Annotated in this window: 14 protein-coding genes; 8 read left to right on the top strand and 6 right to left on the bottom strand. The window is 60.5% G+C overall.

Going from position 1 to position 13,873, the window contains the following annotated elements; genetic code table 11:
- Positions 1-6: 6 nt before the first annotated feature.
- The 3 genes from FH08_RS0121455 to FH08_RS0121445 all read left to right on the top strand — a co-directional run bounded on the left by FH08_RS0121455 (position 7) and on the right by FH08_RS0121445 (position 2,742).
- On the top strand, positions 7-1,158 hold the full coding sequence (locus FH08_RS0121455; RefSeq protein WP_081889538.1) for an ABC transporter substrate-binding protein: 1,152 nt from the start codon (positions 7-9) through the stop codon (positions 1,156-1,158).
- 21 nt (positions 1,159-1,179) lie between these two features.
- Entirely contained in the window at positions 1,180-2,247 is a 1,068-nt protein-coding gene (locus FH08_RS0121450) for a GntR family transcriptional regulator (protein ID WP_051888418.1), read from the top strand.
- 75 nt (positions 2,248-2,322) lie between these two features.
- Positions 2,323-2,742, top strand: a complete 420-nt coding sequence (locus tag FH08_RS0121445) for a LysR substrate-binding domain-containing protein (RefSeq protein ID WP_081889533.1) — start codon at positions 2,323-2,325, stop codon at positions 2,740-2,742.
- A 19-nt stretch (positions 2,743-2,761) separates the two neighbouring features.
- On the opposite strand, the gene FH08_RS0121440 is transcribed toward FH08_RS0121445, so the two are convergent.
- The 4 genes from FH08_RS0121440 to FH08_RS0121425 form a co-directional block, all read right to left on the bottom strand.
- Positions 2,762-3,571, bottom strand: coding sequence for a TlpA family protein disulfide reductase (locus tag FH08_RS0121440; protein WP_031360326.1), 810 nt, complete (start codon positions 3,569-3,571; stop codon positions 2,762-2,764).
- A gap of 12 nt (positions 3,572-3,583) precedes the next feature.
- A complete protein-coding gene (locus tag FH08_RS0121435; RefSeq protein ID WP_035566851.1) occupies positions 3,584-4,075 on the bottom strand; it encodes a DsrE family protein in 492 nt (163 codons plus the stop codon).
- A gap of 94 nt (positions 4,076-4,169) precedes the next feature.
- Positions 4,170-4,958: a sulfite exporter TauE/SafE family protein gene (locus FH08_RS0121430; RefSeq protein ID WP_031360324.1), complete on the bottom strand. Its 789-nt coding sequence runs from the start codon at positions 4,956-4,958 to the stop codon at positions 4,170-4,172.
- 3 nt (positions 4,959-4,961) lie between these two features.
- Positions 4,962-5,681, bottom strand: coding sequence for an MBL fold metallo-hydrolase (locus FH08_RS0121425; RefSeq protein ID WP_031360323.1), 720 nt, complete (start codon positions 5,679-5,681; stop codon positions 4,962-4,964).
- A gap of 248 nt (positions 5,682-5,929) precedes the next feature.
- On the opposite strand from FH08_RS0121425, the gene FH08_RS0121420 reads away from it, so the two are divergent.
- Together FH08_RS0121420 and FH08_RS0121415 are read left to right on the top strand one after the other, a co-directional pair.
- Entirely contained in the window at positions 5,930-6,460 is a 531-nt protein-coding gene (locus FH08_RS0121420) for a DUF962 domain-containing protein (RefSeq protein ID WP_031360322.1), read from the top strand.
- Between the two features lie 182 nt (positions 6,461-6,642).
- Positions 6,643-6,963: a DUF4148 domain-containing protein gene (locus FH08_RS0121415; RefSeq protein WP_031360321.1), complete on the top strand. Its 321-nt coding sequence runs from the start codon at positions 6,643-6,645 to the stop codon at positions 6,961-6,963.
- Positions 6,964-7,380: 417 nt separating this feature from the next.
- Here the strand turns inward: FH08_RS0121415 and FH08_RS0121410 are convergent, their stop codons facing one another.
- Entirely contained in the window at positions 7,381-8,343 is a 963-nt protein-coding gene (locus FH08_RS0121410; protein ID WP_031360320.1) for a VirK/YbjX family protein, read from the bottom strand.
- A gap of 284 nt (positions 8,344-8,627) precedes the next feature.
- Here FH08_RS0121410 and FH08_RS0121405 point away from each other — a divergent pair, with 284 nt between their 5' ends.
- The 3 genes from FH08_RS0121405 to FH08_RS0121395 all read left to right on the top strand — a co-directional run bounded on the left by FH08_RS0121405 (position 8,628) and on the right by FH08_RS0121395 (position 11,457).
- Positions 8,628-9,335 (top strand): response regulator, encoded by a 708-nt coding sequence (locus FH08_RS0121405; protein ID WP_031360319.1) that lies wholly within the window; start codon positions 8,628-8,630, stop codon positions 9,333-9,335.
- A 122-nt stretch (positions 9,336-9,457) separates the two neighbouring features.
- Positions 9,458-10,261: an alpha/beta hydrolase gene (locus FH08_RS0121400; RefSeq protein ID WP_063771220.1), complete on the top strand. Its 804-nt coding sequence runs from the start codon at positions 9,458-9,460 to the stop codon at positions 10,259-10,261.
- Positions 10,262-10,335: 74 nt separating this feature from the next.
- The gene (locus FH08_RS0121395) at positions 10,336-11,457 is read left to right on the top strand and encodes an ATP-binding protein (RefSeq protein ID WP_031360317.1); all 1,122 of its coding nucleotides are present in this window, start codon (positions 10,336-10,338) and stop codon (positions 11,455-11,457) included.
- Positions 11,458-11,491: 34 nt separating this feature from the next.
- On the opposite strand, the gene FH08_RS0121390 is transcribed toward FH08_RS0121395, so the two are convergent.
- Complete coding sequence (locus FH08_RS0121390) at positions 11,492-13,825, bottom strand: patatin-like phospholipase family protein (RefSeq protein ID WP_235210439.1); 2,334 nt, start codon at positions 13,823-13,825, stop codon at positions 11,492-11,494.
- Positions 13,826-13,873: the final 48 nt, after the last annotated feature.

Below are 13,873 nucleotides of genomic sequence, written 5' to 3'. Positions count from 1 at the left end.
TTGCGCGTGCTCGGCACCACGGTCACGCTACAGGAGCACATTCGCAAGCAGGCGGAGCAGGATCTCGGCATCAAACTGCGTTTCATTATCGATGACGGTTCCGCCGTGCAGCGCGCAGGTGTCATGCATCCGGAAAACTACGAAGTCTACGACCAGTGGTTTCACAGCATCGACTGTCTGTGGCCGGCGCGCGCATTGCAGCCGATCGAAACCTCGCGGATTCGCCGCTGGGACGAGATCAATGCACTGCCGCGTACCGGCCAGCTCGGCGACCACGCGTGCACGAACGCAGGCAGCGTGCCGGTCGATCGCCTCTACGTGCAGCCTGACAACTCGCTTGCGCGAACGCCGACCGGGCGCATCAGCATGTTGCCGCTCACGCATAACGCGGACAGTTTTGTCTATCTGGAAGACGCGTTGCCGGCCGCGCTGCAAGCCACGCCGGAAAGCTGGGCATGGCTGCTCTCGCCCGAGCTCAGCGGGCGAGTCGCCTTGCAGGCCGACGCGGCAATCGGCGCGATCGACGCGGCGCTTGCCGTCGAGGCAGCGGGGCTGATGAAGTTCGCTGACATCGGCAATCTGACGATTGAAGAGATCGATGGCCTGATCGCGACGTTGATCGACTTCAAGCGGCGCGGCCATTTCGCCGGCTTCTGGTCGAGCTTCGACGAAGCCGCGCAATTGATGATTACCAACAAGGTCGCGATTCAGAGCATCTGGTCGCCTGCGACGGTGGAGCTGGAACGCGCCGGCTTGCGCTTCCGGCTGGCGAGTCCGCGCGAAGGGTATCGCGCGTGGTTCGGCGGCATGGCGCTCTCGCGTGTCGCGCGTGGCCGTGTGCTCGACGCCGCTTACGACTATCTGAACTGGTGGCTCGACGGCTGGGCTGGTGCGACCATGGCGCGGCAGGGCTTCTACATCTCGAACCCGGAGCGTTCGCGCGGTCATCTGAACGACGCGGAATGGGCTTACTGGTACGATGGCAAACCCGCTGAAGCGGAATTGCCCGGACCGACCAGCAAGCATCTTGTCACGGCCGGCCAGCAGCGTGACGGCGGCAATTACGTTGCGCGCATGGGCCGTATTGCCGTGTGGGATTCAGTGATGGATGAGCATAACTACCTGGTGCGCCGCTGGAACGAATTCATGCGCGCCTGACGCAGCAACCATGATCCGACGATGACAAGAAGCGCACGCGCCGCGCTCAAGCAGCCGACCCGCACCGACAAAGCAGCCGAACCCGTGATCGACGCCATGATCGACACCGATAAGCGGCTGCGTTATCGCCTGATCCACGACCAGTTGAAAAGCGCGATCGCGCTGGGCCGTATCGCGCCCGGGCTGGTGCTGCTGGAGGGGCCGGTCGCGCGTATCTTCGGCACGAGTCGCGTACCGGTGCGAAAGGCGTTCGAGATGCTGCACGCCGACGGCTTGCTGCATACCTTCGAAGGCCGCGGTTACCTCGTTGCGGGCGCCGACGGCAGCGCGCCCGAGCCGCTGCGCGCACCGCTTTCCGAAGCATCGCTTGGCTTCGAACAGGCCCAGGCGCCGCTGGAATTGCCATCGAATAGCGAGCGCATCTATCACGCGCTCGAAGCGGCTGTGTCTATCGCAATTGCGTTCGGCCATTACCGCATCGACGAAAGCGCAGCGGCGACCGCGTTCGGCGTGAGCCGCAGTGCGGTGCGTGAAGCGTTGAGCCGTCTGCGCGACTTCGGCCTCGTCGAAAAATCGGCGTATTCGCATTGGCTTGCCGGACCGCTGACCGCGCGAGCGGTCGCGCAAGATTACGAATTGCGGATGCTGCTCGAGCCGGCTGCGCTGCGCGCGAGTTATGCGAAGCTGTCGCGCGAGATGATCGAAAGTGCCTTCGCCGATATCGAACGCGCGATCCGCGATCCTGGTTCAATTGATGCAGATGGCCTTCAGAGGCTCGAAACCACCTTGCACGTGGAGTGTCTTCAGCACGCATCGAATAAGAAACTGCTCGGCACGATCGACCGTGCGCTGATGCCGCTGACCGTGAACCACGCGTTTTTCAACGCGTTCAATCTGCATCCGGAGCCCGCGACGCTCGTTGAACATCGCGCGGTGTTGCGGCCTTTGCTCGATGGAAACATTGATGCTGCGGCTGACGCGCTGCTCGACCACCTGCGCGCCGGGCAGAAGCGTACGTTGCAGCGGCTGAAGGTGCTGGCCGTGCTGCCCGAGCCGGATCTGCCGGCTTATATGCAGCGCATCGTTTAAGTGCCCGGACAGTTCGGCTGAAACCTTTACCGATGGCCAACGTCCGGCAGCGCGGCGCCTTCACCGGCCAAAAGATTGGCGCGATATCTCAAGGAGTACGGAGAACCGGATAGCGTCGAGGCGTTGAGTGCTCATCGGTCGGTCAATTACATATCGAATGCTACGGGTCGGCCGCTTGACTGGCGGTTTAATGTAGAGGGTGAAAACGTCGCCATGACTATGCCAAGCCGCTTTGCCGTCAACGAAACAGAAGCGTATCTGCAATGCGGACTGGAAGGATTGGGACTGATCCAGTTGTCGGAGTTTGTTGCGTCGCCGTACCTCGAAACCGGGCGGCTGAAAGAAGTGCTGGCGAGCGCGAGAAGTGCGCCCGTGCCCATTTCGATTGTTTATCCCAACGGCAGAAATGCGGGCGCTGCGATCAAGGCTTTTGTCGATTGGATCATCCGGATCTTTCCGCAAAGCGGCGTCAATCCGGATCCAGGATCGAGATGACCTACCGCTTTTAACGTCCTCAGGGCGAGGGATAAAATCGGTCGAGCGCCTGATTGAACGTCGCTTTCGAGAAAGGGCCGAGATGCTTAGCTAAGAGCCGGCCGTTTGCATCGTAGAAAAGGGTGGTCGGAAAGCCTATCGCGCCCACTGCTTTCGCAACGGCGTGCGCCGGATCAAGCAGGGAGTTCCGGATATGCAGGTCATGCGATTCAAGGTAACTATCGACATGACCCGCTGACTCGCCTTGATTCACAAACACGAGATCGACGCCGGCGTGGTCGATCTGAGCGCGCGCGAGCACCGGCATCTCGGACTGACATGGGCCACACCACGACGCCCATAAATTAATGACCGTCGGGCGGCCATCCCCTTTCGTAAGTGCTTGCAATTCGCCGTCGTGATTCATCAACGCGATCGATGGAATGGTCTCGGGTGTTTTGAAAAAATCGACGGCAGCATTCGCAGCGCCCCAAACCACTAAGCCTGACGATACGGCAATGACCAGGGATTTCCGGAGCGCCGGTAAGCGAAAGAAGAAGCGTGCAGACACGCAAAGCCCGGCAAGTACGCCCGCGATAAAGTCGAACCCGAGATCGCGAATATCGAATATCTTCACGAAGTCGTCCTGGAAGTCGGGAAAAAAGCGAATGACAAACGACAAGCGCGCAACCAGCAACCCGACCCAAACGCTGGTGAAGAGTGCCCGTTGAAGCTTCTGATCGCCACGACTCACGAATTGCGCAACAGCCAACGCTATCGCTACGCTCAACAAGAAAAGCATTGGCTGCAGGGGTAACGCGATCGGGCCTATGTTCAATTCCAACCTCATGCTTCTTGCCGGCTATAGCGGCATCAAGCTGTATCCATCGTGTTGCAAAACGGTAATCGTCGTGAGCGCTGAGAGCGAGCGCGTCACGCCGGGGAGAAGTGCGTCCTGAGAAAAGCCGTTGCCGATCAGCGCCTGCGCGCAGACCGATACCTCAACGCCTGCGACTTGCAGCGCAGCAATGAGACGCGCATTTGGATTTGGGCTTCCATGGATCACCTGATATTGCGCGTCGTTCAAGACACTGGATGTTGCGTCGCCGTGGATAACGGTGACGCATTGAAGGCGATCGGGCGTCACCCCGGACATGCTGTACAAGTTGATTGCTCGCGCAACACGTTCGAGTCCCGCATTCGGTGCCTCGGGCTTCTTGCCTGGCGCGCTGACCGAGAAGACGATTCGGTACGTCGCGTTCGCGTCCGGAACATGAACCGCGCCCTCGATCCAATGCGCTTTACCGAATTGCTCGATGACGGGACTTCCGGCAGCGAAGTTATCTTGGGTCATGACTTGCCTGCATTCAGTTGATCAACCGTTAGTGCTCGGGTGCGGCGTCGGCCGTCCGAGAAAATGAAGGTCCCTGGATGCAGATGGTCGAAAATCATCGCGCCTGCCATGAGTGATAAAGCATATAGGCGGCGACCGAAATAATCATCGCGGAGAAAACGCGATTCAGCGCGCCACGCTTGCGCGCGAGGCGACTTGCAGCCTGAGTGCCCAGCAGGCCCCCGACCACACCGCCGCCGACAAATTCCGCCGCAACCAGCCAGTCGACCTGGCCCGACAGCGAATAGTTGATCGCAGTTGTCAAACCAAACGAACCCACCGCGAATAACGACGTGCCGATTGCATCGACGATCTGCATTCGACCGGCGAACATCAGGCCCGGGACCACCAGGAAACCTCCGCCGATTCCGAAAAATCCCGACAAGCTTCCTGCCCCCAATCCCGTTCCGCACAAACGCGGATAAGGCGTGGGATAAGCGCCGGTAGTGGCCATTGCCGAGGGGCGCGGCCGGAGCATGAGGAAAGCGACAAAGCACATGAGAAACGCAAAATAAGTCAAAAGCTTCTGGCCATCGATCAGCTTGCCGACGGTCGAACCTAGCGTCGCGCCGAGCACGCCGCTTGCCGCGAACGCGAAGGCCGGTCCCCACCGGACATGTCCGGCGCGCGCGTGCGGAATCATGTTGATGTAGGCGCTGGCCGCGACCGCTAACGCTGCTGTCCCGATCGCGATGTGCGGGTTGTGAACGCCGACCACGTAGAGGATAAGCGGCACGGCGAGGATCGAGCCGCCTCCGCCGACGAGGCCGAGGGAAAAGCTCACGAAACCGCCGCATAGCGCCGCGGCAATAGCTTGTGTCACTGGGGTGGAAGCAAGGATCATCAATCAGCCCTGGCGCCTTGCGGGCGTCGATGGCTGACCGCATGCCAGGTTCGCAGGGATGGCGACATCCATCATCCTGGGGTTCGGGAGATTCAAGCCCCTCATGATCTCCACGTATTCGCTTTCGCTTTTTCCTGCGAGTCTCGGATTGAAGAGCTTCTCCTCGCCGATGCTCGACGCGGTCCATCCCTTGTAATCGTGAGCGGGGTAGAGCGTGGTTTCGTCAGGCAGCGTGAACAGCTTGTTGACGATCGAATCCCACGACCGATGCGGGTCCCCGCCCTGAAAGTCTGTACGTCCGCTGCCGCGGATGAGCAGGACATCGCCGGTGAAAACGGCCTGCGGTGCGCAAGGGTTCAGGACGAAGCTAAACGATTCGTCGGTGTGCCCAGGCGTATAGAGCGCGCGTAGCTCGATGCCGTCGATACGCAAGATTTCGTCTTCGCGTACACGCTGCGATACGCAATGCGCCTTCGACAATTCGCCCATGATCGTGGTGCAATGCGTGGCGTCGCGCAGATCGCCGAGCGCCGTGATGTGATCGGCGTGCGTGTGGGTGTCAATAGCGTGAACCAGCCGCAGATCCAACTGTTCGATCACCTGCAGATATTGGTCGAGCTGTTCTTTTACGGGATCGATGATCACCGCCTCTCCACCTGATCGAGAGGCGAGCACATAGGTGTAGGTGCTCGACTGACTGTCAAAAAATTGCCTGAACAACATTGCTTTATAACCTCGAAAAAACCGCTATATTACTTTTGTGTATAAGCTTATATTAATAGAGAATATAGTGTTGAAGCCGTCGAAAGTCAACGGGCGAAAGGCGTCGCGGGTGGGAATGGAGGTGCCGGAAAGGAGGGCAACGCGTGTACGCTAGCCAGAAAGGACGAACGGTTTGCGCGCCGCTCACAAGCGGCTAACGCGTTTGATCGCTCGCCAATGCGGTTGTCCACGAATCGGAGAGTACTGCCATGAAATCCCTGGTTGACCAGCTTGGACAGTACGCGGTGTATCACCGCGACTCGCGCAACATTGCTTCGCACCTCATTGGCATTCCGCTGATCGTGGTTGCGGTCGCCACTTTGTTGGCGCGTCCGGCGGTCGGCATAACGGGGTTAATGAGCGTATCGCCGGCAATGCTGCTGGCCGCAGCGGTAGCCGTGTTCTATCTTCGGCTCGACCTACGATTCGGAATCCTGATGACTCTCTTGCTCGCGCTGAGCGTGTGGGCGGGGAGGCTGCTCGCGATGCAAACAACGGGGCTGTGGCTCGCCTGGGGACTGGGGTTATTTTTCATCGGCTGGGTGATTCAGTTCATTGGCCACTACTTCGAAGGCAGCAAGCCGGCTTTCATGGACGATGTAATCGGCCTGGCGGTGGGGCCGCTATTTATTGTGGCGGAGCTGGCCTTCTTCCTGGGTTTGCGCGACCCCGTTCGGCGCGCGATTGAAGAGCGGGCCGGCCCCATTCGCAGTGGCGCCGGTAAAAGAGCCGTTCGGTGACCGTCAGCTATCTGTATGGCGACGGTATCGACGCCTTTTGAAGAGTCAAGGGTTAACACCTAAATTAACAATAATCACTTGCGTGGTCTGCTCTTAATCTTAAGCGTGCATTTACCTACACTTCAATCACTGAAACGCGAACAGGGTTGTTCGCGAAGAAAATGAAGATTCGGAGGTAGGTCATGAAACTCGTTCAATCGCTTATTGTTGCCGCAGTCCTCGCTATCCCGGCCGTGTCGTCTTTCGCTCAATCGAATGCGCCTGTTACCCGCGCCGAAGTGAAAGCTCAACTGGTCCAGCTTGAAAAGGCGGGTTATCAGCCCGGCCGCGATGACCCGTATTACCCGGCCGATGTTCAAGCTGCAGAAGCACGTGTCGCTGCGCAAAACGGCGCTGCTACCAGCTTCGGCGGTGTAAGCGATGGCACGTCGGCATCGGGTGCTCGTGCAGTCGTGAGCCCCGCGCTAAACGACAACGCAAAGTCGATCTACTTCGGCCACTAATCAAGTCATCGGGTAGTCAACATTAGCCGGTTGCGTTACCCGCTCGCCCAAGCCGCGCAGAAACCCTGGCGGCATTGAAGATGGTTCGAAGAGGGTTGATGAGCGCGCAGCGATCCTGTGCGCTTATCGATTTCAGTCAGCCATGTCGAATCAACGAACAGCACCTCCTCCAGCGGGGTTGCTCCGATCCCGATGGATTTAGCCCAACTCCAGGTTGGGCTTTTTTTGGTTTCAACCACATGCGATGGCGAACGACGGTGCGCACCCTGAACCGAGCATCTTGAGCGCGGCCGCGAATCGTGGATCCTTCAGATATGCGACATTAAGCCGGCAGTACGGCGATACACCTTCCTGAGCGTTCGGGCACTTAAGGGGGCAATGCTGGATTCTTCGACCCGCGCCAACGAAAACCAAGCCTCAGTGCGTGAGGCTCGCCTTGATCTGCGAGGCAACGTCCGCCCTTAGCGCATAGCGTTTCCGCCGTGCCGCGCTACCCGAGTCCGTCCCTTGATGATTGGCCAGATAAAGCGCCGGCGGCGCAAGTACGAACCACCCATTCCAGTCATTGAACGCACCACATTCACGCGACAAACTATCGTAGTTGGCGGAAACCCGGCGCTTGCGCAGACAGTAGCGCCAGTTCGCATACACATGCGCGTGCTTCGACACAATGAACGTGCCGTCTACATCGAGCGCTTGCGCCACGCATTGCGCCAGGTAGATCACAAAGATCTTTGGCCGCAGTCCATGCCAGCGTTTCGTCAGCGCACGAAACAGCTCGCGGCCGTTCACCGATTTATCCGGACCCTGCACGCAGCCTATGCACATGCGCGGCCGGCGTACCTTGCCGCCGAGATAAGCAAGGCTGAACGTGCACGACACCACACGCTGGTCGAGGGCATCACGAATGCATAAGGTCCAGTCGCCTTCTCTCTGGAAATGTTCGGTCGATTCAAGCGACACCTGCCAGCCCTCGGGTCCCACCGAGAAGCGGGCGATTGTCACCCGTCCAACAGCCGCGATCCGGTTGGCCAGATGCGGCAAGCGCTGTTGCGTGAGGGCGTGGTGATCCAGGCTCGCGGCGAGCCGCTCGCCCGGCGTAAATCGACCGTGCAGGAAAGGCCGGTGCATGCGTTCGAGCGTGGCGGGGTGGCGATTCACCAGGTCGAGCAGCGGCGCACTTGAACAACGTTCGAGCCATACCTTCGTCGTGCGCCAGCAGATCAGCGAGCGCAGCCAGAACCGCGTGCGCCGCCAGCGGTGAAAGCGGCTCGCGCCTGGGTAAAGCGCGTCTCCGGCGCGCTGAATCGCGCTGCAAGCATTCGCGAGACCGGCCAGCCATTGCGAACCTGCGCCAAACCAACCGGTCAAAAGTGGCATTTCGGCAGATCCTTCAGTATGTCGATCGAAAGGATGCTAGCGATGGTCCCTAAGCCTTCATGTCGAATTGCCTGGAGAATTGTGGAGTTTTGTCGAGCGATGCGGGCCTGATCCGGACCATCCGCTATCCTTCGCATCACGCGGAGATGCTCGGCCAGTGGGGATAAATGAGGTGCTTCGCAGTATTATCCGGGCAGCGTCCAATGGCGCTGACCATATGGTGTACGCTGCCGCCGTTATGGTAGGGCGGCATCCCAACCAGTCCGTCTGGAAAGAAACCACTCATGCCCATCCGGATTCTGCTCGTGGAAGACGACGACCGCCTGTCCGCGCTGGTCGCCGGCTATCTGCGCAAACATGATTACCACGTAGACGTCGTGCTGCACGGCAACGACGCGGTTCCGGCCATCCTGAAACGCCAGCCCGACCTCGTGATCCTCGACGTCAACCTGCCAGGCAAGGATGGCTTCCAGATCTGTCGTGAGGCACGCGAGCACTTCGATGGCGTGATCATCATGGTGACCGCCCGCGACGACCAGTTCGACGAAGTGCTGGGCCTCGAATTCGGCGCCGATGATTACGTTCACAAGCCAGTCGAGCCGCGCATCCTGCTGGCGCGCATCAAGGCGCAACTGCGCCGCGAGACGGGCCGCATCGCCAACTCGGCCGGCCAACCGGATAGCTTCTCGTTCGGCAAGTTCGAGATCAGTCGTGCGAGCCGCAGCGTGAAGCTGCCGGACGGCAGTGCGCCTGAGCTGACGTCGGCGGAATTCGACCTGTTGTGGGCATTGGTGAGCTGTGCAGGCGAAGTAGTGAGCCGCGACAACCTGATGCGGCAGTTGCGCGGGCTCGAGTTCGACGGCCTTGACCGCACCATCGACGGCGGCATCTCGCGGCTGCGCCGGAAACTGCACGACGATATAGGCACGCCACAGCGCATCAAGACCATCCGCGGCAAGGGATATCAGTTCAGCAAGGGCGCGTGGGACTAAGCAGCGACGGTCCCAAGCCTGGGATCGAATCGACAAAACTCGACAATCCCCCGTCTAACTCGACAATCATGTGCGCGCGGCGCAGCTAGCATCGCAGGCTTATTCTGCCAAGAGCCTGTGCCATGCCCACCCACGCATCACCTCCTTCAAAACACGCCGTTCTGATGATCCATGGCCTGGGCGGCACGCGTCATGATTTCGGATCGCTCGACCGGAAGTTCGAACAGATCGGCTGCGATGTGTATCTGCCGTCGCTGCCCGGTCACGGCTCGCGCCCCGATCAGTTGAGCGGCGTGAGCCTGCGCGACTACATGCAGCTGTTGAGCCGGACGTATCAGGAACTGGCGCTGCGTTACGAACGTGTCGATGTGGCCGGCATCTCGATGGGCGCATTGCTCGCGGTGATGCTGAGCGCCCGCGAGCGCATGGGCAAAGGTAAGGGCCGCCTGATCCTGCTGTCGCCGCCGCTTTTCCTCGATGGTTGGGGCGGGTCGCGTTTTCAGCCGCTGCGTTACCTGCTGTATTGCGTACCGGGATTGCGCAATCTGATCCGCGTACCGGAGGGCGAGCCGTTCGGCATCAAGAACACGCGCATCCGCAACCTGATCCGGCGGCATCTGCTAAAAGGCAGTGGCGTGCATTATCCGTACGTGCCGCTCGCCGCGATTGCCCAGGTGGACTGGATGCGTTTTGCCGTCAAACGCGCGTTGTCGCGTGTCACGTGCAAGACGCTCGTGATGCATTCGGAAGAAGACGAAGTCACGAGCATCCGGTCCGCCGAGTTCGTCTGCAAGCATCTGGGCACGCGCGACGTCACGCTGGTGCGCCTGACTGACAGCTACCACATGATCACGCTCGACAACGAACGCAACACCGTCGCCGACTACACCGTCGCCTTTGTGCAGCGCCCCGGTATGCTAACGTGAGCCGCGCACCGGGACGTTGGCTTGAGCGAGCGCCGCTGCCCGGTTCGCCGGCTCATCTGAACAAGTCCGTGACCATGAACTCTCCCGTACAAAAACTCAACGCCTTCCGATACTGCAAATGGCGCTGGCTGAATTTCCGCCGTTCGTGGACCGATACCCGTGCCGACCGCATCCCGAGCTGGTCGAGACTGTTTCTGCGAGCCTATTTTCGTCTGTTGGGGCTGGCGCTGCTCGTCGCCGTGATCCTGTTGCTGGTGTTGGCGTATGTGCTGACGCCGGGCGTGGTGTGGCGTGCATTCGACGTGTTGCCAGGCGGCGGCGTGTCGATGATCCTGGTCGGCTGTGCGTTGCCGGCGGTGGTCGCATATCGCTGGATGCGGCCGGTCTGGCACGACCTCGTGATCATCCGCGAGCGCGCGATCGACTTCACGGGCGGGCGTTTCAACACGCGGGCGCAGGTGTCGCATAGTGTGATCCTGGGTCCATTGGCGCGTACGCTCAACGCGCTCGCCGAACGCATGGAGCGCTTGATTGCAGCGCAGCGGGAACTGACGAACGGCATCTCGCACGAACTGCGCACGCCGCTTGCGCGCGTTCGTTTTGCGCTGGAAATACTGCGTCAGCCAAGCTCGACAGCCGAGTACGAACACGCGTTGGCGAGCATCGCGCAAGACGTCACCGAGCTGGACGAACTGATCGATATGAGCCTCACGTATGCACGGCTCGAATACAGTTCGCTGCAATCGAATCTTGAACCTACCTCGCTGGTCGCGTGGTTCGACAGCCAACTCACCGACGCCACGCTGATGTACGCCGACAAGCAGATCGTGCCGGTGGTTGAGATCGACGAGACGGTGCGGGTCGTGATGGACAAGCGCCTGATGTCGTATGCGATGCGCAATCTGCTGCGCAACGCCAGCAAATATGCGCGCTCACGGATCCTGGTCGGTTTGTCCGTGCGCCACGGCAACGTTGAGATTTTTGTAGAAGACGATGGAACGGGTGTGCCGGAAAGCGAGCGCGAGCATATCTTCAACGCGTTCGTGCGGCTCGATCGCCATACCGCGGGTTACGGCATCGGGCTAGCGATTACCCGTCAGGTGCTGCACGCACATAACGGCCGGATCGGGGCCACCGATCCCGCCACGTTGGGCGGAGCACGTTTCGAGCTGAGCTGGCCGGTAGGGCTTGCCTGAACTGCCGGCGTTGATGATGAAAATCAACGCCGCTTCAATAGCTGTGTCCAAGCTGGAAGTAGAAGTTTCTCCTGCCGCCCGGCGCAAACGCGACGCCCAGATAGATCGGGCCAAACGAACTGGTGACGGCCGTAAATAACGTGACGCTGCGCTTGAGCGGCCCACTGCCGAATTGCGAGTCGTGCACCCAGACGTTGCCGGCTTCGAGGCTCATCCCGGCATACAGGCCGCGGATAGCCAGTGCGTTGAAGGCGGCGAGCTGGTTCATGTAGGTGACCTGGCCGTAGACCATCGAATTGCCGGACAACTGGTCCGCGGCATACGCCGACAGATGCTGGAAACCGCCGAGCGTAAAACCGAGCGGATTGGTGAGGTTAGTGGTGCTGCCCAGATCGTCGCCGGCCTCGATGCTCGCGTTGAAGCTGTGACGCCCGAAGCTCGCCGCGACAAGTCCCTTGCCGTAGACCTCCGTGAAGCTATCACTGCCGGCGAACAGGGAGTGCTCCATGCGCAGTTCCGTGAAATACCCTTTACGCGCAAACAGCGGATCGTCGAGCTGATCGATCACGAGGCGTGCTCGTGCACTGATTTGCCTCCCGGAGAGGTCCGGGAACAATTGCTCCGAGGGTGGCGCGGTGGGATCGAAGAAGTTGGCCGGCAGGTTGTATTGCGGCGAACCGAATGCATGCGCATAAGCGACACCGACACGGAAGTCGCCCAGCGTAGCCAGCGGCAGACCGAAGTCGAGGCCTGCGCGTTCGGTCTGCAGCGAGTATTGGGTCACTTTGGTGTCGCCATCGTCGTTGTAGATGTTCGCGTAGCGACGCTGAAATTCCAGATAAGGCGCAATGTAGTAACCAGCCGCATTCGACAACGGTTGCCGCAACTCGGCGTGAATGTTCGTCAGGTCGCTGCCTACCGTCGCGTCGATACGACCCTCCAGCCCCGACGACGTCAGCCATGGCCGTCGATAACCTACGTGCATCCGGAAGCCCCCGGCATCGGTGGAACTGCTCGACAAGCCAAGCCCGAACAGCAGGAAGTTCGGGCCCCAGTATTTGTCGCGTGCGTCGATCATGAGCGTGTGCTCGTCGCCATTCTCTATCAGCTGTTGCGTGACGCTTTCGAAGTCTCCGGCGGTGGTTAGCGCAAGCAGATCCTTGTTGAGCGTCTTTGGATCGTAGACGTCGCCGGGTTTGACGTGCAACGCGTCTCGGATGCGACCCTGCGGCACAGCGCCCCGCGAGTCTATTTCGATCCGTGTAATGCGCACCGGCTTTGTTCCGGGAGTTTCGTGCGAGGCCCGATACGCCGCGTATTGCTCGGGCGACAGTGCGAGATGCCGCAGCTTTGGCAGCGCCGCAATCGCAGCCGCCTCACCAGCGGCAATCGCTTGAGGCGCGTTGGCAAAATCCGTGAAGCTCAGCGAGCCGAGCGCCGGTTCGATCAGGACGTCTCCCGCGCGCAGTTGTTCACGTTGCCGCGCGACGTTCTGGTGGATCAGGATGCCGATCATCTGCTGCATCACGTCCGCGGGCGAAGCCAGCGCATCGAGTGGCCGCAGCGGCGAGCCGATATCGACCGCGATCACTACGTTCGCGCCCATGGAGCGGGCGGTTTCGATCGGCAGGTTGCTGACGAGGCCGCCGTCGACCAGCGTGCGTCCGTCCACCTCGGCCGGCGAGAACAAGCCGGGCAACGCCATGCTGGCGCGAATGGCCTGCGGCAGCGAGCCGTGATCGAGCACGACCATCTGTCCGGTTTGCAGATCAGTGGCGATTGCGCGAAAAGGAATCGGCAGACCGTTGAATGACACGTTCCCGGGTATGGCCGAGGTCCAGTCCTGCAACAGCGCCTGCAGGCGGTTACCCTGCACGAGGCCGGTCGGCAGCCGGAAGCCGTGCGTGCCAAAGCCGAACGACAGGCTGTTCACATACAGCCGTTCGTCTTCCCGTTGCGATTGCGGCAGGTCGGCGCGGGCGGTGACGTCGAAGGCGACATCGGCAAGGTTGATCTGCGCGAGGCGGTTCTGCATGTCCTGCGCGGTCATGCCGCTGGCATACAGTCCACCAACCACGGAGCCCATGCTGGTTGCAGCAATACAGTCGACCGGAATGCGATTCTCTTCGAGCACTTTCAACACGCCGAGGTGAGCGTAACCGCGCGCGCCGCCGCCCGAAAGCACGAGGCCGATGGCGGGACGATCAACCGGGCCGGAGTCGGCCAGACACGCTGGTGCAGCGGCGACGGCGGGGCGCACCCAGCCAGCCACGCCAATTGCCAGCAGCGCAGCGGCATAAAGCAGGCGTGGGCCTGCGATGCGGGGGCGATCGCCGATCGTTATATTCAGGATTTTTTTGCTCGCCAAGACCCGCATCGTCTACTTCAGGACAAGAAGAAGACCGAGAGGTTACAT

The sequence above is a fragment of the Caballeronia sordidicola genome, assembly GCF_000729995.1.
Taxonomy (GTDB): Bacteria; Pseudomonadota; Gammaproteobacteria; order Burkholderiales; family Burkholderiaceae; genus Caballeronia; species Caballeronia sordidicola_A.
Note: the sequence above shows the minus strand (reverse complement) of the source record. Positions and strands in the feature narration are given on the sequence as shown.